The organism is Paenibacillus sp. FSL H7-689 (assembly GCF_000517905.1).
GTDB classification, from domain to species: domain Bacteria; phylum Bacillota; class Bacilli; order Paenibacillales; family Paenibacillaceae; genus Paenibacillus; species Paenibacillus amylolyticus.
Genome location: NZ_ASPU01000008.1, coordinates 15,262 through 35,980, shown reverse-complemented (window position 1 = coordinate 35,980; position 20,719 = coordinate 15,262). Strand labels below are relative to the sequence as shown.

Below are 20,719 nucleotides of genomic sequence, written 5' to 3'. Positions count from 1 at the left end.
GGCCTCCTTAAAATTATAATTTTATGTTTTCACTGAATGAAGTGCTCCGAATTTAATTCTTATGCACTTGCATCCAGTGTGAGAAAACTACTCGGTGCCTTTTGTTTTGGCAACGATTTCTTCAGCGATGCTCTTAGGAACTTCTTCATAGTGAGAGAGTTCCATGGAGAATACGCCGCGTCCTTGAGTACCGGAACGAAGAGTTGTAGAGTAACCAAACATTTCAGACAGAGGTACCTTAGCACGGATGATTTGAGCTCCACTACGGGAATCCATACCTTCGATGCGGCCACGACGGGAGTTCAACATACCCATTACGTCACCCATGTACTCTTCTGGAACAGTTACTTCTACTTTCATGATAGGCTCAAGCAGAACTGGTTTACACTTGTCTTTAGCCGCTTTAAGCGCCATAGATCCGGCAATTTTAAATGCCATCTCATTGGAATCGACATCATGGTAAGATCCGTCTACGATTGTAGCCTTAACGTCAACAAGCGGGAAGCCTGCAATAACGCCGTTTTTCATTTGCTCTTCAATCCCTGACAGTGCAGGTTGAATGTATTCTCTTGGTACGGAACCACCGACAACCTTACTTTCGAACTGGCTGCCTGTACCCGGCTCGAGAGGTTCGAATTCAACCCATACGTGACCGTATTGACCACGACCACCGGATTGACGTACGAATTTACCTTCAACGCGCGCTGGAGCACGGAATGTTTCACGGTAAGCTACTTGTGGTTTACCCACAGTAGTTTCAACCTTGAACTCACGACGCATACGGTCGATGATGATATCAAGGTGAAGCTCACCCATACCTGCCAAGATCGTTTGGCCTGTTTCTTCGTCAGTATGAGCACGAAGAGTTGGATCCTCTTCAGTCAACTTACCGAGAGCAACACCCAGTTTATCCTGGTCAGCTTTGGTTTTAGGTTCAACAGCGATTTCGATAACCGGATCAGGGAAGTTCATTGACTCCAGGATAACCGGATTTTTCTCATCACATAGTGTATCACCTGTACCTGTATCTTTCAAACCTACGGCAGCTGCAATATCACCGGAGTAAACTACAGTGATTTCTTGACGGCTGTTCGCATGCATTTGAAGGATACGACCGATACGCTCACGTTTGTTTTTAGTGGCATTCAATACATATGATCCGGATTGAAGAACACCAGAGTATACGCGGAAGAATGTCAATTTACCAACGTAAGGGTCAGTCATAATTTTGAATGCCAATGCGGAGAATGGCTCTTCATCGGATGACTTACGAATTGCTTCAGTTCCATCTTCAAGATGTCCCGTGATCGATGCAACATCTGTTGGAGCTGGCAAGTAGTCGATAACAGCATCCAACATCAGTTGAACACCTTTGTTACGATATGAGGATCCACAGATAACTGGGAAGATCTTAACATCTACAACACCTTTACGGAGTACGGTTTTGATCTCATCAATTGTGATCTCTTCGCCTTCCAGGTATTTCATTGTCAAATCTTCATCCAGTTCAGCAACGCGTTCAATCAACTCATTGCGAAGTTCTTCAACTTGATCTGCAAACTCTGCAGGAATGTCGGTTTCTTCGATATCTTGACCAAGGTCATCTTTGTACATATGAGCTCTTTGTGCAACGATATCGATGATACCTTTGAAATCATTTTCAGCGCCGATTGGAAGTTGAATCGCAACAGCGTTCGCTTGAAGGCGATCACGCATGTCAGATACAACGTTCAGGAAGTCAGCACCGATGATATCCATTTTGTTTACATATGCGATACGAGGTACGCCGTACTTGTCAGCCTGTCTCCATACGGTTTCGGACTGAGGCTCAACGCCTTCTTTCGCACTGAATACACCAACTGCTCCGTCCAATACACGAAGGGAACGTTCAACTTCAACAGTGAAGTCAACGTGTCCCGGGGTATCAATAATATTAACGCGGTGGCCTTTCCAAGCAGCGGTAGTTGCAGCGGAAGTAATCGTAATTCCGCGCTCCTGTTCCTGTTCCATCCAGTCCATTGTCGCAGCGCCTTCGTGTACTTCACCGATTTTGTGCGTACGTCCTGTGTAAAACAGGATCCGCTCAGTTGTCGTGGTTTTACCCGCATCAATATGAGCCATGATCCCGATATTACGTGTATTTTTTAAGGAGAACTCTCTAGCCATGAAATGGGTCTCCCTTCAAAATTGAAGTTTTTTTATTGTGAACTGAATCCTACCAACGGTAGTGAGCAAACGCTTTGTTCGCTTCAGCCATTTTGTGCGTATCTTCACGTTTTTTAACGGAAGCGCCTGTGTTGTTGGAAGCGTCGATGATCTCAGCCGCCAAACGCTCTTCCATTGTTTTCTCACCGCGGTTGCGGGAGTAGTTCACGAGCCAACGTAATCCCAGAGCAGTACGTCTCTCTGGTTTCACCTCGATTGGTACTTGGTAGTTGGCACCGCCGACACGGCGAGCTTTAACTTCCAGGACTGGCATGATGTTCTTGATTGCTGCTTCAAATACTTCCATAGGGTCATTACCCGTACGTTCTTGAATCAACTTGAACGCATTATACAGAATGCTTTGAGCAACACCGCGTTTTCCGCCGATCATGATGCGGTTGATTAAACGAGTAACCAACTTGCTGTTATATAACGGATCAGGCAGAACGTCTCTTTTCGTAACTGGACCTTTGCGTGGCATGGATATCCCCCTTTCTTTCTTGTTCAGCAGATCCTGTACCTTCCAGACTTAGACCAGAAGGCTTTCAGGCTATCTGCCTATAATAGTTTAGGCTTTTTTAGCTTTTGGACGCTTAGCGCCGTATTTCGAACGAGCTTGCATACGGTTGTTTACACCAGCAGTATCGAGAGCTCCACGAACGATGTGATAACGAACTCCTGCAAGGTCTTTAACTTTACCTCCGCGGATCAATACCACACTGTGCTCTTGAAGGTTATGTCCGATTCCCGGGATATAAGCAGTAACCTCGAGACGGTTCGTCAAACGAACACGGGCATACTTACGAAGTGCAGAGTTTGGTTTACGTGGAGTCATTGTACCTACACGAGTGCAGACACCACGTTTTTGTGGGGCACTGATGTTAGTAGATTCACGTTTCAAAGCGTTGAATCCTTTTTGCAAAGCTGGAGATTTTGACTTCTCAACTTTTGCTTGACGTCCTTTACGAACCAGTTGGTTAATAGTTGGCATGTGATTGCCACCCCCTTCCTCAAATATTCATGTTTCTTTACAAACCTCTTTGCACTAAGTCCACAGACCCAGGCGGTTCATAAAAAGACAAATGAAAAGTTTTTGCCTTGGAGAATCCTTAAAAGTTCTCGGACAAAAACGTTCCTTACCCTATGATTTTACGACAGCAGCCATAGCTGCTCCTACTCCAATCCCGCAAGCCTTGCCGAGATTTTTCATTGTATCCACTTTCGTGCATTTTACATTGTGTTGTTCACACAAAGCAATGATTTTGGAAGTAAGCTGCGGATCACTATCTTCTGCGACATAGACTTCAGAAGCCATACCTGTCTGCACCATCCGCATGGTCTGTTTGGTACCTATTTTGACATGAGCATCTTGCAAGGCTTTTTCATTAGACATTGTGTATTCCTCCGAATAGAACCATGTACAATCAGCTGCCCACGCACCTTTGATATATTAGCATCTAGCGCAAGCATTGTCAATGCTAATCCTAAAACATTTTTTTTAAAAGTTTACGTACATCAGGATTCGTCCGCCTGTATCATACAAACGTCCGTCTCCTGACGCACAAAACTTTCACTCTCCTCTAATGAGGAGAAATATATTTAATCAACCGAAACTGGCTCAAGTTCTTCTACTGAAGATTGGCCATCTTCTGGCTCAGCAAATTTGATGCTGCGGTAACGGTGCATACCTGTACCTGCAGGAATCAATTTACCGATGATTACATTTTCCTTCAGACCGAGCAACTGATCGACTTTACCTTTGATCGCTGCATCTGTCAATACACGTGTAGTTTCTTGGAACGAAGCCGCCGAGAGGAAGGAGTCTGTTTCCAGGGATGCTTTCGTAATACCGAGCAGGATTGGTTTAGCAACCGCCGGCTCTTTATCACTAAGAATCGCAATTTTGTTAGCTCTTTCGTACTCATGCATATCCACGAACGATCCTGGCAACAGCGTTGTATCTCCTGCATCTACGATACGGATTTTACGCAGCATTTGACGGATCATAACTTCAACGTGCTTATCGTTAATTTCTACGCCTTGGTTACGATATACGCGTTGTACTTCCTGCAGAATGTAGTTTTGTACACCACGTATACCTTTAATCCGTAACATCTCTTTTGGATCAATGGAACCGTCTGTCAACTCGTCACCCGCTTCAACTTCCGCGCCTTCGCTTACGCGCACACGGGAACCGTAGGTAACGGCGTATACTTTGGATTCCGCTTCACCTTGAATTTCGATTTCACGACGATCTTTCGCTTCGCGAATCTCTTTAACCACACCATCGATTTCACTGATCGTTGCTTGACCCTTAGGATTACGAGCTTCGAACAACTCCTGGATACGTGGCAAACCTTGCGTAATATCGTCTCCGGCTACACCACCGGTATGGAACGTACGCATTGTAAGCTGTGTTCCTGGCTCACCAATGGACTGTGCTGCGATAATACCAACTGCTTCACCGATCTCCACGTGTTTACCAGTCGCGAGGTTGCGACCATAACACTTCTTGCAGACACCATGACTTGCACGGCAGCTGAGGACGGAGCGGATTTGCAATTTAGTAATACCTGCTTTGATAATCGCTTCTGCTTTATCGGAGTCAATCAATTCATTGCGACCTACAATGATTTCTTTCGTTTCCGGATGACGAAGTGTCTCGAAGCAGTATCTGCCTTCAATACGGTCGTAGAGATCTTCGATAACCTCTTTACCATCCTGGATACGACTTACCGTAAAGCCTTTATCTGTACCACAATCATCATCACGCACGATTACGTCTTGGGCTACGTCTACGAGACGACGAGTCAGGTAACCTGAATCGGCTGTACGCAGGGCTGTATCCGCCAAACCTTTACGCGCTCCGTGAGTGGAGATAAAGTACTCGAGTACCGTCAGACCTTCACGGAAGTTCGATTTGATTGGGAGTTCGATAATTCGACCAGATGGGTTGGCCATCAGACCACGCATACCGCCCAATTGGGTGATTTGCGATTTGTTACCCCGTGCTTTGGAGTCTACCATCATCATGATCGAGTTGTAACGATCCATGGACTTCATCAGAATCTCAGTGATGTCATCTTTGGATTTTGACCAGATATCAATGATACGGTCATAGCGCTCCTCATTCGTAATCAGACCACGACGGTACTGATTCGTAACGATTTGTGCTTTTTCCTCAGACTGTCTAAGAATTTCAAACTTCTCAGGAGGAACGATAACATCAGATACCGCAACCGTAATACCGGCACGTGTAGAGTATGTGAAACCAAGTTGTTTGATTTTATCCAAAATAACGGCTGTTTCCGTTGTGTGATAAATTTCAAAACAACGTGCAATGATGGAGCCGAGGTATTCTTTACCGACACCGCCAGCCAGAGGAGCATTCATAATAGCTTCTCTGAGATCAGCACCTTTTTCATATACAAATGAGTGATCTGCAGTACCTTGGTACAGGTTAGCACGAGTCGCATCATTGATATACGGGAAGCTTGCCGGGAAAATTTCATTGAAGATAATTTTACCGACAGTTGTCAGCAACATTCCTTCTTGTTGTTCTTCCGTGAAGCTTGTTTTACCAAGCGCCTTAACCGGAATAGCTACACGCGCATGCAGACCAGCAGTACCACGTTGGTATGCCGATACAGCTTCGTTAACTGTACGCAAGATCATACCTGTGCCCTTTTCTTCCTTGTTATCCATAGTGAGGTAGTAAGAACCAAGCACCATATCCTGGGAAGGAGTAACAACCGGTTTACCGTCTTTAGGGTTCAAAATGTTACCCGATGCAAGCATCAGGATACGTGCTTCCGCTTGAGCTTCAGCGGACAAGGGAACGTGCACGGCCATTTGGTCACCGTCAAAGTCGGCATTGTATGCCGTACATACGAGCGGGTGAAGACGAATTGCTTTACCTTCAACGAGAATCGGTTCAAATGCTTGAATACCGAGTCTGTGAAGCGTAGGGGCACGGTTCAACAGAACCGGATGCTCCTTGATTACTTCTTCAAGAACATCCCATACTTCAGGACTTACACGCTCAACTTTACGTTTTGCGCTCTTGATGTTGTGGGCAAGCCCTTTATTTACAAGCTCTTTCATAACAAAAGGCTTGAACAATTCAAGTGCCATATCTTTTGGCAAACCACACTGATACATTTTCAGGTAAGGTCCAACAACGATAACGGAACGACCAGAATAGTCAACCCGTTTACCGAGCAAGTTTTGACGGAAACGTCCTTGTTTACCTTTCAGCATGTGGCTGAGAGATTTCAATGGACGGTTACCAGGACCCGTTACCGGGCGGCCACGACGACCATTATCGATCAATGCGTCAACAGCTTCCTGCAACATCCGTTTTTCATTTTGCACGATAATATCTGGCGCGCCCAGATCAAGCAGACGTTTCAGACGGTTGTTCCGGTTGATTACACGGCGGTACAAGTCATTCAGGTCAGACGTTGCAAAACGTCCACCATCCAACTGTACCATTGGACGAAGTTCCGGCGGGATAACAGGAAGTACATCCATGATCATCCACTCTGGCTTGTTGCCGGAGTTGCGGAATGCTTCGATAACTTCCAGACGTTTGATTGCACGATTACGACGTTGTCCTTGCGCAGTCCGGAGCTCTTCTTTCAGGAACTCGAGCTCTTTGTCTATATCAAGGTCTTGAAGCAATTTTTTAACCGCTTCTGCGCCCATGCCAGCATGGAAACCATAGCCGTATTTTTCACGGTAGCTGCGGTATTCTTTCTCGGACAACAGCTGTTTTTTCTCCAGTGGAGTTTCTCCTGGATCAGTTACAACATATGATGCAAAATAAATAATCTCTTCAAGAGATCTTGGAGACATATCCAGAGCAAGACCCATACGGCTCGGAATACCTTTGAAGTACCAGATATGCGATACCGGAGCAGCGAGCTCAATGTGGCCCATCCGTTCGCGGCGTACTTTCGCACGTGTTACTTCAACGCCACAACGATCACAGACAACGCCTTTATAACGGACGCGTTTGTATTTACCGCAATGACATTCCCAGTCTTTTGTAGGGCCAAAAATCTTTTCGCAGAACAGCCCTTCTTTTTCCGGTTTCAACGTACGATAGTTGATCGTTTCCGGTTTTTTCACTTCTCCGCGGGACCAAGAACGAATTTTCTCTGGGGAAGCAAGCCCGATCTTCATGTATTCGAAATTGTTGACGTCCAACAAGGAGCAACCCTCCTTAACCAATTCCTGTAATCTAGGTTACGCCCACTCCGGCCGAAGCCGGAGCAAGACGTGAGCCTGATGAAAAACGCCGGTCATCATGCGCTCGAAGCGGTTTATTCCGCTCCGACCTCTGTACCCTCAAGGTTGAGGCTGAGCTTATCGCTCGCAGCGTCATCTTCATCGTCCATTTCTCTCATTTCAATCTCTTGCTCATCTTCACTCAAAATCTTAACGTCCATACCCAAGCTTTGCAGCTCTTTGATCAATACTTTGAATGATTCAGGAACACCTGGTTCCGGAACATTCTCACCTTTGACAATGGATTCATACGTTTTAACCCGACCAACAACGTCATCGGATTTAACAGTCAAGATTTCTTGCAGTGTATAAGCAGCACCGTATGCCTCAAGCGCCCATACTTCCATCTCCCCGAAACGCTGTCCACCGAATTGAGCTTTACCACCCAATGGTTGTTGCGTAACAAGTGAGTAAGGACCTGTAGAACGGGCATGGATCTTATCATCAACCATGTGTGCCAATTTGATCATGTGCATGACACCTACGGTAACTTCACGTTCAAACTCTTCACCTGTACGACCATCATACAGGACAGTTTTACCATTACGTTGCATACCCGCTTCTTCCATCGTATCGAAGACGTCATACTCCTTCGCTCCGTCGAATACAGGAGTTGCTACGTGAATACCCAGTTGCATCGCCGCCATACCCAAGTGAACCTCGAGTACTTGACCGATATTCATCCGGGAAGGTACGCCCAGTGGGTTAAGAACGATCTGAACCGGTGTACCGTCTGGCAGGAAAGGCATATCTTCTTCCGGCAAGATGCGGGCCACGACCCCTTTGTTACCGTGACGTCCGGCCATTTTATCACCCTCGGAAATTTTCCGTTTTTGAGCGATATATACACGAACGAGTTGGTTAACACCTGGAGGCAGCTCATCACCGTTTTCACGGGTAAATACTTTCACGTCTACTACGATACCGTCAGTACCATGTGGTACACGCAAGGAAGTATCACGTACTTCACGTGCTTTCTCACCAAAGATCGCATGCAAGAGACGTTCTTCTGCTGTCAGCTCTGTTACACCCTTAGGTGTTACTTTACCAACCAGAATGTCGCCAGCACTGATCTCAGCACCGATGCGGATAATACCGCGCTCATCCAAGTTACGCAACGCTTCTTCCCCAACGTTAGGGATATCACGTGTGATCTCTTCAGGTCCAAGCTTGGTATCACGTGCTTCTGACTCATACTCCTCGATATGGATGGATGTATATACATCTTCCTTAACGAGTTTTTCACTGAGCAAGATCGCATCCTCGTAGTTGTAACCTTCCCAAGTCATGAAGGCAACAACAACGTTACGTCCCAGAGCCAATTCACCCATTTCCGTTGAAGGACCATCAGCGAGGATATCACCAGCTTTGACAGCGACACCTCTTTTGACAATCGGACGTTGGTTAATGCATGTTCCTTGGTTCGAACGCATAAATTTGTGTAATTTATATTTAACGATATCGCCTTTAACTTCCTGACCGTCCACTTCTTCAACACGACGGACCCAAATCTCGTTCGCAGTAGATCGTTCAATAATTCCGTCATAATCGGAGACAATACATACACCGGAATCTTTCGCGGCTTTGTGTTCCATACCTGTTCCCACAAGAGGTGCTTTAGGAATCAAAAGTGGAACGGCCTGCCGCTGCATGTTTGATCCCATGAGCGCACGGTTGGAGTCATCGTTCTCAAGGAACGGAATAAGCGCTGTAGCGACGGATACAACTTGCTTAGGAGATACGTCCATGTAGTCAACGCGCTCACTCGGCATCGTAAGGATGTTATCCGACTGTTTGTTATAACGTACAATGATCGCTTCTTCTTCAAATGTACTATCTTCATTCAGCTTCGCATTCGCTTGCGCGATAACATAGTTGTCCTCTTCGTCCGCTGTCAGGTAATCAATTTGCTCGGTTACAATACCTGTCTTCGGATCAACCCAACGATATGGAGCTTCAATGAAGCCATATTCATTCACACGGGCGAACGTAGACAAGGAGTTGATCAAACCGATGTTTGGTCCCTCTGGCGTCTCGATTGGACACATACGGCCATAGTGGGATGGATGGACGTCACGCACTTCCATACCTGCGCGCTCACGTGTCAAACCACCGGGTCCGAGTGCGGACAAACGACGTTTATGTGTCAACTCACCCAGCGGGTTCGTTTGATCCATAAATTGTGACAACTGAGAGCTACCAAAGAACTCTTTAATCGATGCAATAACAGGACGTATGTTGATCAATGCCTGTGGTGTAATTACGTTAGCATCCTGAATGGACATTCTCTCACGAACCACACGCTCCATACGGGACAAACCGATACGGAACTGATTCTGCAGGAGTTCACCCACCGAACGCAAACGACGGTTACCCAGATGGTCAATATCATCCGTGCTACCAATTCCCTGCAGAAGGTTAAGGAAATAACTGATGGACGAAATGATATCCGCCGGCGTCACGTTTTTAACGGACTTGTCAATGATTCCATTGGCAATCAGTTTGACTACTTTACCATCTTCTGTTGGTGAAAATACATCGATCGTTTGCATAGGAACATCATTAGCATCCAGAACACCGTTACCCACGTGATACGTGCGGAAACCAACGCTCTTCTCCAGATACGGCATGATTTCATCCAACAAGCGACGATCCACCATTTGACCTGCTTCAGCAATAATCTCGCCTGTTTCAGCGTCAACAAGTGATTCAGCCAAACGCTGGTTAAACAAACGGTTTTTGATGTGAAGCTTTTTGTTCATTTTGTAACGACCTACATTAGCCAGGTCATAACGTTTTGGATCAAAGAAACGTGCTACGAGCAAGCTTTTCGCATTATCCAGCGTTGGCGGCTCGCCCGGACGAAGACGCTCATAGATCTCAATGAGTGCTTTCTCCGTGGAATCCGTGTTGTCTTTGTCCAGTGTGTTGCGGATATATTCGTCATTACCGAGCAGATCCAGAATCTCAGCATCTGTGCCAAAACCAAGTGAACGCAGGAGAACCGTAACCGGTATTTTACGTGTACGGTCGATCCGGACATAAACAACATCCTTCGCGTCCATCTCCAGTTCCAACCAAGCGCCGCGGTTAGGAATAACTGTAGCGGTATACGTTTTTTTGGCGTTTTTATCTACTTTGGTACTGAAGTAAACGCTAGGAGAGCGAACCAACTGGCTGACAATAACCCGTTCCGCACCATTAATAATAAATGTGCCCGTGTTGGTCATCAGCGGGAAATCTCCCATGAATACTTCCTGCTCTTTGACTTCGCCGGTTTCCTTATTAATGAGCCGGACTTTGACCCGAAGCGGTGCTGCATACGTAACGTCACGCTCTTTTGCGTCGTCTACTGTATACTTCGGTTCACCGAGACTGTAATCGATAAATTCCAAAATCAAGTTACCTGTAAAATCCTGGATCGGCGAGATATCCTGGAACATTTCGCGCAACCCTTCCTCCAAAAACCAATCATAGGATTTTTGTTGGATTTCAATCAGGTTCGGAACTTCGAGTATCTCGTTAATTCGTGCATAACTGCGCCGAGTGCGTCGACCATATTGAACAAGATGTCCTGCCAACTTAAACTCACCCCTCAATGTCTACTCACTTTAAAAATTTCGTTGCGAACCTCTGTTTGTAACCTTATAATGGTACACATACAGAGCAAAGCAATGCATCCACAAATAAAGAAAAGCCCTTACTCGAAATGTCGTTCGAAAAAAGAGCAACTTTGATCGGCGGATGTCTTTCCAAATCATTCTTATCCCCAGTTTGCCCAAAATGCACATATTATACGCCAAACGTAGGCATAATAAGCCCGTTCGGCGTAAAAAAAGGTTGACATTTTTAGTTAGCTAAAGCCAAGTAGGGCATCTTAATACTGACATTTTACAACTATACCACGACCTGAATTTCAAGTCAATAGTCCTATTGCAAAAAAAATGATCCCCTGCTTACTTTACAAACTCGGATTCAGCTTTTAGTAGATACCTCTTCCGATTTCACCGCTTTGAAAATCCGATAGCCTTTATCCTTCGTCACTTCTTCCACTCTTCCAAACAAAGATTCCAATTTTGCTTTCGCTGACGGGGCTCCTTGTTTCTTCTGAATGACAATCCACAACGAACCGCCTACCTTCAGATGGCGATGTGCCTGTTCGAAAATAGTATGAACCGTCTCTTTCCCAGCCCGTATAGGCGGGTTGGTTAGGATAACGTCAAAATCTTGCTTTTTTACTTCAGCCAGTAGATTACTTTGCAATACCGTAACATTGTTAATTCCGTTCGCTTTTGCATTTTCCCTGGAAAGTTCAACGGCTCTCTCGTTGATATCGATCATGGTGACATGCCCATCCGGTACAAGTTTGGCTGCTGTAAGACCCATTGGCCCGTATCCACAGCCCACATCGAGAACATGAGCCCCTGATGGCAACTCTATCGCATCAATCAATACTCTGCTGCCATAATCGATTCCGTTTTTGGAAAACACACCGGCATCCGTCACGAATCGCAGACTGAATCCGCGAAGAACCGCTTCAGTTGCTCTGCGATCATGCGCCACTTGTGGTTTGTCCGAATAATAATGATTGGACATGCCCTCACTCACTTTCCATTTACAATTACAGCAACAAACCCCTTGATATAAGTCAAGGGGTTTGTTGTTTTGTTCATTTAGCTTGTAATAGCTAAATTATTTAACTTCAACTGAAGCGCCTGCTTCTTCAAGCTTAGCTTTAACCGCTTCTGCTTCTTCTTTAGCAACTTTTTCTTTCAATGCTTTTGGAGCGTTGTCAACCAATTCTTTTGCTTCTTTCAGGCCAAGACCTGTGATTTCGCGAACTGCTTTGATAACGTTGATTTTGGAAGCACCAGCGCTAGTCAAGATTACGTCGAACTCGGATTGCTCAGCTTCAGCAGAAGCTACTGCACCTGCAGCAGCTACTGGAGCTGCAGCAGTTACGCCGAATTCTTCTTCGATTGCTTTAACAAGATCGTTCAATTCCAGTACAGTCATGCCTTTGATTGCTTCCAAGATTTGCTCTTTACTCATGAGTGAACCTCCATATATAATATTATTTTTTTTAATTCATTTGCCGCCTAAGCAGCATTCAGATCAAATTGCTTACGCGCCTTGTTCTTCTTTTTCTGCAACTGCTTTAACCGCAAGCGCGAAGTTGCGCACTGGCGCTTGAAGCACGCTGAGGAGCATGGAGAGGAGTCCATCGCGGGATGGCAGTTCTGCCAATGCCTTAACTTCTTCTACTCCGATTACGCGACCTTCTACGACTGCACCTTTCAATTCCAGTGCATCGTTCTTTTTCGCGAAGTCGTTCAGAATTTTAGCTGGAGCCACAACGTCATTTACGCTGAATGCAATTGCAGTAGGACCTGTAAGAACATTTTCAAGTTCTGTCAGTTCTGCTGCTGCAGCTGCACGGCGAAGCAACGAGTTTTTCAGCACTTGGAATTCGATCCCTGCTTCACGAAGTTGCTTACGCAACTCAGTTACTTGGGCAACGTTCAATCCGCGATAGTCAACAACAACAGTTGTAACGCTCTCGCGCAATTTTGCTGTTACTGCATCAACGGATTCTTGTTTTGCTTGAATCACTTTTGCGTTTGCCAATCTGTACACCTCCTGATCAAATTTATCCCATTAAGAAAAGCCTCCGTAGAATCACGAAGGCTTGATATATACTCATCATCGATTTGCATCGTTCTAAGTTCTATAATCACACCTCGGCAGGAAATTAAGCCAAATGGCACCTACTGTCTACGGCAAGCATATTCAAATGTCAACGGTCAGTCACTCGGACTCACAACTTTTATATCTTATCAAAAACAGGACAAGCCTGTCAAGAGATATTATCTAAAAGCTGCTGCGTTCACGCGTGCGCCAGGGCCCATCGTGGAAGAAAGACTAACATTCTTCAGATAAACACCTTTTGCTGCCGCTGGTTTAGCACGATTCAGAGCTTCCATGAGAGCTTTGAAGTTCTCATTAAGTTGCTCAGAAGAGAAAGAAGCTTTACCAATCGGTGCATGAATTTGACCTGCACGATCCAGACGATATTCGATTTTACCGGCTTTAATTTCTTGAACAGCCTTAGTTACATCGAAAGTTACCGTTCCGGCTTTAGGGTTAGGCATCAGACCTTTACCGCCAAGCAGTCGGCCCAATTTACCTACTTCACTCATCATATCTGGTGTCGCTACGCAGACGTCGAATTCGAACCAGCCTTGTTGGATTTTGTTGATCATGTCTGCATCACCAACATAGTCCGCGCCAGCCGCTTCCGCTTCTTTCGCTTTGTCACCTTTTGCAAATACCAATACGCGTTGTGTTTTACCTGTGCCGTGTGGCAAGACAACAACACCACGTACAGCCTGGTCTTGCTTACGAGGGTCTACGCCCAAACGAACTGCTGCTTCGATTGTTTCATCGAATTTTGCAGTAGCTGCCTTTTTCACAAGCTCTACAGCTTCTGAAGGCTCGTAAGTTGCTTCGCTGTCAATCAGCTTAGCAGCTTCCAGGTATTTTTTACCGTGTTTAGCCATGTTTTATTCCTCCTTTGTGGTGTTAGCGGATATACCTCCCACATCAACCGGTCGCGAATCGACCGGTTTTACGAAGCCATGTTTCTTATGAAAATTAGTCTTCGATGGTGATACCCATGCTGCGGGCAGTACCTTCGACCATACGCATTGCGGACTCAACGTCTGCTGCATTCAGGTCAGGCATTTTTGTTTCTGCGATTTGACGTACCGCATCACGTTTAACAGTAGCAACTTTTTTCTTGTTCGGTTCGCCGGATCCTTTTTCAACTTTAGCTGCCACTTTCAACAGAACTGCTGCTGGTGGAGTTTTAGTGATGAAAGTAAAGGAACGGTCCTCGAATACAGAAATTTCAACTGGAATAATCAATCCCGCTTGATCAGCTGTACGAGCGTTGAATTCTTTACAGAATGCCATGATGTTGACACCTGCTTGACCCAAAGCTGGACCTACTGGTGGTGCCGGGTTTGCTTTACCTGCTGGAATCTGCAGTTTTACCATTTTAATAACTTTTTTCGCCATGATTGACACCTCCTTGCAAAATAGTGGTTAACGGGTTTTTCAACCCTCCCACAAGAAACTTGAAGAAACTAGATCTTCTCCACTTGTGTGTATTCCAACTCAAGCGGCGTTTCCCGTCCAAACATGTTCACGTGCACTTTCAACTTGCTTTTCTCTACCAAAATTTCTTCCACGGAGCCTACGAAATTCGCAAAAGGACCGACTTTAATACGCACGGATTCCTTAATATCGAACTCAATTTTCGGCTTAGGCTCAACCATTCCCATGTGCTTCAGAATTTGTTCCACTTCTTCAGGCAACAATGCAGTTGGTTTGGACCCAGAACCTGTCGAACCGACAAATCCTGTAACCCCTGGTGTGTTGCGAACAACATACCAAGAATCATCCGTCTGTACCATTTCCACCAAGACATAACCGGGGTAAACTTTACGCATAACGGTTTTTTTCTTACCGTCCTTGTTTACCACTTCTTCTTCCATAGGAACAAGAACGCGGAATATCTTGTCTTCCATGCCCATAGACTCTACGCGTTTTTCCAAATTGGCTTTGACCTTGTTCTCATACCCTGAATAGGTATGAACGACGTACCATCTTTTTTCCATATCAAGCCACCGGAACCCTTCTTAAATAATCGCTTCGATCACAAAGGAGATGCCAATGTCAATGACCCAAAAAAACAGCGTCATAACCACAACAGTACCAAGTACGATCAATGTGTAGTTGGTCAGCTCTTTACGATTAGGCCAGCGAACTTTTTTAAGTTCAGCCCAGCTTTCTGAGAAAAAGGAAATCAGAGATTTGAAACTTCGTTTCACGCCGACACCTCCAAAAACTATCTGGTTTCGCGATGAGAAGTCTGCTCGTTACAAAACTTGCAAAATTTCTTCATCTCCATGCGGTCGGGGTGATTACGCTTGTTTTTTGTCGTAGTGTAATTTCTTTGTTTGCAGTTAGTACAAGCCAAAGTAATAATTACCCGCATGATGTACACCTCCCGAAGACTTCCACATTCAAGCAGAGTCTCTAAATTGATCCTGAAAAAAAGCCATAAATTTAGGCCTACCTAAAACACTTTATCACAAGGGTATAACCATGTCAATGAAAGAATAGTCTTTCATTCATTGGGTATTACTTCCGTACAACGTACATTCGTTTCTCATCTCTGTTTTTCTCTTCTCCTGCTTGGACCGAGCGATTACTAGTATAAACATTCTTAGATTTTATAAACTTGAGACACTAAAAAAAGACTCAAACACCGAGCCTTTTCCGTCAACGACAACATGTGTTTAATTATCTCGAACTTCCAGGTACTTTTCAAGTTTGCGCTTGACGCGCTGAAGTGCATTATCAATGGACTTCACATGTCTGTCCAAATCTACTGCAATCTCTTGATAAGATCTCCCGTCCAGATACAACATCAATACTTTACGTTCCAGATCACTCAGAATCTCGGACATTTTATCTTCCAGGCCCACAAACTCTTCCTGATTGATGATAAGTTCTTCCGGATCACTGACCTGGGTTCCACAAATCACATCGAGTAACGTACGATCAGACTCTTCGTCATAAATAGGCTTGTCCAGAGATACATAAGAATTAAGCGGAATATGCTTCTGACGTGTTGCTGTCTTAATCGCCGTGATGATCTGTCTTGTAATACACAGTTCGGCAAAAGCCTTGAACGAAGCCAGTTTGTCCCCTTTGAAATCTCGAATGGATTTGTAGAGGCCAATCATTCCTTCTTGAATAATATCTTCCCGGTCTGCCCCAATCAGAAAATAAGATCTTGCCTTGGCGCGTACAAAGTTACGATATTTGTTAATTAGAAACTCTAACGCTTCGCTTTCGCCTTCACGGAAAGCTTCGACAATGTCTTCGTCACTTTGGTAATCATACTTAGATAACATGATATCTTTGAGGTCGACACTCACAGACAATCCCTCCGGCTGCAACGCAAGGTACCCCGTTACTCTACTCTATGAAATATAGGATCAGTATATATGATGGTACCTCACACCGTCAACCACGCTCTGCCTAAAAAAGAACATCAATAACATAAATGTCAAGAGTTTCAATATTCTAAATTTTGTAAAAACGTGCTGTTATTCCCGGCGCCATCGCTCAAACTCTTTTAATACATCGGGACTTAACTTACCCCCGAGTGTGTTACGCGTGGTCTTCGCCTGATCTTCTTCCAGTCGTTTTTTTAATTCTTTTTCGTTCTGCTCAACTTCAATTAGTAACTCCCTTGCAGATACGCGTAGCGCTCCCTGTCCAAAAATGACATGTTGCTCTACCATATCGCTCGTAGCCACATAGATTTGGCGTCTTCGCATGCTTAGTTCCCGAACGAGTCTCTCAATGCATTCGTCTGCCGTCTCTTTTTCCTTTGTAAAATAGATCTGCACTTTGCTCTGAGTAAAGGATTTACCGAGTCCAGGCACGAGGTAGGCGTCAAACACAACAATGACTCGACGGCCGGAGAATGCCTGGTAATCTGCAAGACGAAAGAGAAGCCTGTTACGCGCCTCTTCCAGCCCACTTTCCGCCAGTTTGGTTAATTCCGGCCAGTCACCAATCATGTTGTACCCGTCTACAAGAAGCACATCACGGGAATCAGCCATACCTTCTATTCCTGCGCTTGACGCGAACGGAGCACTTCATACATGACAACCCCGGCTGCCACGGAAGCATTCAGGGAATTAATCTGACCTTGCATTGGTAATTTGATCAGCACATCGCATTTCTCACGAATAAGCCGTCCCATTCCCTTGTTCTCATTTCCGATTACCAATGCCACAGGGCCAGTAAAGACTCCATTACCAAAGACACCTTCATGAGCCGTGACATCTGTCCCTACAACCCATACACCTTCCTCTTTGAGGCGATCGATGGTCTGACCAAGATTACTTACACGAGCCACTGGCACGTACTCCACAGCGCCTGCTGATGTTTTGGATACTGTCACGGTTACCGCTGCCGAGCGACGTTTCGGTACAATAACGCCATGCGCACCCGTGCAATCTGCTGTCCGCAAAATTGACCCCAGGTTATGAGGATCTTCAATCTCATCCAGCAGAATCAGGAAAGGATGCTCATTCTTCGCTTTTGCTGCGGCAAGAATGTCTTCTACCTCCACATAAGCGTAAGGTGCTGCTTGAGCAACTACCCCCTGATGCTGAATGCCTGGTACCGTTTGATCCAACTTACGCTTGTCCACGTGTTGAATGACAATACCTAGTTTTTTAGCTTCCGAGATAATAGGTTGAGTCAGATGTTTCTGTGCTGTATCGGCAATCCATATTTTATTAATGGTCCGGCCTGAACGCAGCGCCTCCGTCACGGAGTGTTTACCGGCGATCCATTCTTCTTCCATCGTTGTTCGATCCTCTCTGTAATGCGTTGTTTTGTTGAAATTTCTATTTTTTTGTCGGTGATGGCGATTGTTGTTCCGCGTGCTCAATGCCAAGCCCGATCAGTTCAATCATGCGATCATGATGACCACTGCTGTAGAGGTAACCAATGAGACATTCAAAAGCCGTGGCATGTCTGTATTCCAACACATCTGCATTTTTGGGTACACTACCCGACTTGGCATTCCGCCCTTGCCGGACGATATCACGTTCTTCCTCTGTCAGTTCAGCCTCAATCGTTGTAAGTATGCGGCTCTGTGCCTTCGCTGATACCAACCCGGTTGCACTACGGTGCAAATGATTGGGACGCATGTTGGCCTTCGACAACAGATATTGACGAACAGCTACCTCATATACCGCATCACCAATATAGGCCAGTGCAATAGGTGGAATCAACCTCGCAGGTCTGGAAGGAGGATATGGGAACCATCCTCCCTCTGTGACCTGCTCCTGTTGTTTTGGTGTATTTGGATGTCCCTCGCTCATTTGCGCCGCCATCTCATGCCCTGCGCCGTATCTTCAAGCAGAATGCCACGTGCAGACAATTCATCGCGAATTTCATCCGCTCTTGCCCAGTTTTTGGACTTGCGCGCTTCTACACGCTCTTCAATCAGACGTTCTACTTCCTCATCCAGAAGTTCTGGCTCTGCGTCAGTATAGATGCGCAGCACAGCATTCAATTCACTGAACAATTCGAGGAGTGCACGAATGTCTGCCGCATTAACTACTTCTTGCTGCAACAGTTGGTTGGCTTCCCCTGCCCACTCAAACATCGCAGTGATCGCATCAGGAGTATTGAAATCGTCCTGCATCTTTTCGTGATACTGCTGACGAATTTGGTCGAGTCTTGCCGCAAACTCTGCTGTGATATCCTGATCTACAGTCACCGCATTCAGACGATGATTCAGGTTACCTACCGCATTTGCAATCCGGTCCACACTGTTCTGTGCCTGCTCCATCGTATCATCCGTGAAGTTCAATGGGTTGCGGTAGTGGGTAGACAACATGAAATAACGAATCGCTTCGCGTTTATATTGATTCCGCAAGTCTTTAACCAGAACACCATTACCGAGTGATTTCGACATCTTCTCGTTATCAATCCGGATGAATCCATTATGCATCCAGTAGTTCGCAAGTGGTTTACCTGTTAACACCTCGGATTGGGCGCATTCGCACTCATGGTGCGGGAACTGCAAATCCTGTCCACCCCCGTGAATGTCCAGTGTATCCCCAAGGTACTCCCTAGCCATGGCGGAGCACTCAATATGCCACCCTGGTCGACCATCGCCCCAAGGACTGGACCAATAGATTTCACCTGGTTTTGCAGCCTTCCAGAGCACAAAATCTTCGGGATGCTCTTTGCGCTCGTCCACACCCACACGGATTCCAAATTGCAGCTCCTGCAGGTTTTGTTTCGAAAGTTTGCCATATTCGCTGAATTTGCCTGTGCGATAATAGACGTCACCGCCATTTTCATACGCAAATCCTTTTTCAACCAGCTCACGGATAAAATCAATGATCAGCGGCATGTTTTCCGTTACTCTCGGATTGCTGCTTGCCTTGGGAATACCCAATCCCTCAATGTCTTCATAATAGGCAGCAATAAACTTCTCAGCCACGTGAGGAACGTCTGTTCCAAGTTGTTCTGCTTTGCGAATCAACTTATCGTCCACATCCGTGAAGTTCACCACATAGTTCACATCATGCCCTGTCTGTTCCAGGTATCCACGAACCGTGTCGAAAAAGATAACCGGGCGTGCATTCCCGATATGAATGTAGTCATATACCGTTGGTCCGCAGACATACATTTTTACTTTCCCTGGCTCTTGAGGAACAAATTCCTCTTTGGTACGACTCATCGTATTATAAATCTGAAGCGTCATGGTCACTTATCCTTTCATCCTATACTGCCTTTATTTATTGTATCACGTATCACGCACAGTCTCATTTTCACGGGCATTTTGCAGTGTACGTACTTCTTCTTGCAATCGTTCGAGTTCTTTTTGCATACCGCGCAAGGAGTCAACGACCGGATCGGGCAATTGCTGACTGAGGCGATCTACCCGTCGGCCATCCTGTTTAACAATTCTGCCCGGTATACCTACTACGGTACTATTGGAAGGGACCTCCTTAAGCACAACAGAGTTCGCACCAATGTTACATTGATCCCCCACGCTAAATGAACCCAGCACCTTGGCTCCGGATGAGATAACCACATTATTACCAATGGTCGGATGTCTCTTTCCTTTTTCTTTCCCTGTTCCGCCCAGGGTAACCCCCTGATAGATAACGACATCATCGCCAATCTCACATGTTTCTCCAATAACGACGCCCATTCCGTGGTCAATAAACAACCGATTTCCGATCGTAGCTCCAGGATGTATCTCAATTCCTGTCATAAAACGACTAACCTGCGAAATGAACCGGGCAACCGAGAACCATCTTCGCTTGTATAAAAAATGAGCGATCCGGTGTGCCCATATCGCATGCAGCCCTGAGTAGGTGAATACCACCTCAAACCAACCTCGGGCCGCCGGATCGTTTTCAAACACCGCCTGGATATCTGATCTGATCTTCTTGAACATGCTCGTTCCCCTCTTGTTCAGGTTCCCGTCCTCCGGCTTACCGGACGGCGCGTTCCTTGGTAGTGTACTGCACACTCGCCTAAACAAAAAAACGCCCCTGCAGCATTTAGCTGCAGAGGCGTTTATCGCGGTCCCACTCTGCTC

General features: G+C 45.8%; 20 protein-coding genes and 1 other annotated feature. All 20 genes read right to left on the bottom strand.

What is annotated here, in order from left to right; genetic code table 11:
- Positions 1-87: 87 nt before the first annotated feature.
- Complete coding sequence (fusA, locus tag C170_RS05510) at positions 88-2,166, bottom strand: elongation factor G (RefSeq protein WP_036607177.1); 2,079 nt, start codon at positions 2,164-2,166, stop codon at positions 88-90.
- 49 nt (positions 2,167-2,215) lie between these two features.
- The gene (rpsG, locus tag C170_RS05505; protein WP_017692071.1) at positions 2,216-2,686 is read right to left on the bottom strand and encodes a 30S ribosomal protein S7; all 471 of its coding nucleotides are present in this window, start codon (positions 2,684-2,686) and stop codon (positions 2,216-2,218) included.
- Positions 2,687-2,773: 87 nt separating this feature from the next.
- Positions 2,774-3,196, bottom strand: a complete 423-nt coding sequence (rpsL, locus tag C170_RS05500; RefSeq protein ID WP_017692070.1) for a 30S ribosomal protein S12 — start codon at positions 3,194-3,196, stop codon at positions 2,774-2,776.
- A 150-nt stretch (positions 3,197-3,346) separates the two neighbouring features.
- Complete coding sequence (locus C170_RS05495; protein ID WP_036607175.1) at positions 3,347-3,598, bottom strand: ribosomal L7Ae/L30e/S12e/Gadd45 family protein; 252 nt, start codon at positions 3,596-3,598, stop codon at positions 3,347-3,349.
- A gap of 206 nt (positions 3,599-3,804) precedes the next feature.
- The gene (rpoC, locus tag C170_RS05490) at positions 3,805-7,419 is read right to left on the bottom strand and encodes a DNA-directed RNA polymerase subunit beta' (RefSeq protein WP_036607173.1); all 3,615 of its coding nucleotides are present in this window, start codon (positions 7,417-7,419) and stop codon (positions 3,805-3,807) included.
- A gap of 113 nt (positions 7,420-7,532) precedes the next feature.
- Entirely contained in the window at positions 7,533-11,078 is a 3,546-nt protein-coding gene (gene rpoB, locus C170_RS05485; RefSeq protein WP_036607171.1) for a DNA-directed RNA polymerase subunit beta, read from the bottom strand.
- Positions 11,079-11,472: 394 nt separating this feature from the next.
- Entirely contained in the window at positions 11,473-12,093 is a 621-nt protein-coding gene (locus C170_RS05480) for a class I SAM-dependent methyltransferase (RefSeq protein ID WP_036607169.1), read from the bottom strand.
- Between the two features lie 96 nt (positions 12,094-12,189).
- A complete protein-coding gene (gene rplL / locus C170_RS05475; protein ID WP_017692065.1) occupies positions 12,190-12,549 on the bottom strand; it encodes a 50S ribosomal protein L7/L12 in 360 nt (119 codons plus the stop codon).
- A gap of 72 nt (positions 12,550-12,621) precedes the next feature.
- Complete coding sequence (gene rplJ / locus C170_RS05470) at positions 12,622-13,125, bottom strand: 50S ribosomal protein L10 (protein WP_036607167.1); 504 nt, start codon at positions 13,123-13,125, stop codon at positions 12,622-12,624.
- A gap of 24 nt (positions 13,126-13,149) precedes the next feature.
- Positions 13,150-13,296 (bottom strand) — a sequence feature (ribosomal protein L10 leader region).
- Positions 13,297-13,364: 68 nt separating this feature from the next.
- Positions 13,365-14,057, bottom strand: a complete 693-nt coding sequence (rplA, locus tag C170_RS05465; protein WP_017692063.1) for a 50S ribosomal protein L1 — start codon at positions 14,055-14,057, stop codon at positions 13,365-13,367.
- 94 nt (positions 14,058-14,151) lie between these two features.
- Positions 14,152-14,577: a 50S ribosomal protein L11 gene (gene rplK, locus C170_RS05460; RefSeq protein ID WP_017692062.1), complete on the bottom strand. Its 426-nt coding sequence runs from the start codon at positions 14,575-14,577 to the stop codon at positions 14,152-14,154.
- Between the two features lie 68 nt (positions 14,578-14,645).
- On the bottom strand, positions 14,646-15,179 hold the full coding sequence (gene nusG / locus C170_RS05455) for a transcription termination/antitermination protein NusG (RefSeq protein WP_036607165.1): 534 nt from the start codon (positions 15,177-15,179) through the stop codon (positions 14,646-14,648).
- A 21-nt stretch (positions 15,180-15,200) separates the two neighbouring features.
- Complete coding sequence (gene secE / locus C170_RS05450; RefSeq protein ID WP_017692060.1) at positions 15,201-15,392, bottom strand: preprotein translocase subunit SecE; 192 nt, start codon at positions 15,390-15,392, stop codon at positions 15,201-15,203.
- 17 nt (positions 15,393-15,409) lie between these two features.
- Complete coding sequence (rpmG, locus tag C170_RS30370) at positions 15,410-15,559, bottom strand: 50S ribosomal protein L33 (RefSeq protein WP_072735843.1); 150 nt, start codon at positions 15,557-15,559, stop codon at positions 15,410-15,412.
- A 304-nt stretch (positions 15,560-15,863) separates the two neighbouring features.
- Complete coding sequence (gene sigH, locus C170_RS05445) at positions 15,864-16,508, bottom strand: RNA polymerase sporulation sigma factor SigH (RefSeq protein WP_017692059.1); 645 nt, start codon at positions 16,506-16,508, stop codon at positions 15,864-15,866.
- 171 nt (positions 16,509-16,679) lie between these two features.
- Positions 16,680-17,201 carry an NYN domain-containing protein gene (locus C170_RS05440; RefSeq protein ID WP_036607162.1) on the bottom strand — a complete coding sequence of 174 codons (522 nt, stop codon included), beginning with the start codon at positions 17,199-17,201 and terminating at the stop codon, positions 16,680-16,682.
- A 5-nt stretch (positions 17,202-17,206) separates the two neighbouring features.
- The gene (gene rlmB, locus C170_RS05435) at positions 17,207-17,953 is read right to left on the bottom strand and encodes a 23S rRNA (guanosine(2251)-2'-O)-methyltransferase RlmB (RefSeq protein ID WP_017692057.1); all 747 of its coding nucleotides are present in this window, start codon (positions 17,951-17,953) and stop codon (positions 17,207-17,209) included.
- Between the two features lie 43 nt (positions 17,954-17,996).
- Complete coding sequence (locus C170_RS05430; RefSeq protein ID WP_036607160.1) at positions 17,997-18,476, bottom strand: Mini-ribonuclease 3; 480 nt, start codon at positions 18,474-18,476, stop codon at positions 17,997-17,999.
- Positions 18,473-19,873: a cysteine--tRNA ligase gene (gene cysS, locus C170_RS05425; protein WP_036607158.1), complete on the bottom strand. Its 1,401-nt coding sequence runs from the start codon at positions 19,871-19,873 to the stop codon at positions 18,473-18,475. The genes C170_RS05430 and cysS overlap by 4 nt, the downstream gene beginning before the upstream one ends.
- 42 nt (positions 19,874-19,915) lie before the next feature.
- Positions 19,916-20,575 (bottom strand): serine O-acetyltransferase, encoded by a 660-nt coding sequence (gene cysE, locus C170_RS05420; protein WP_036607155.1) that lies wholly within the window; start codon positions 20,573-20,575, stop codon positions 19,916-19,918.
- Positions 20,576-20,719 lie beyond the last annotated feature (144 nt).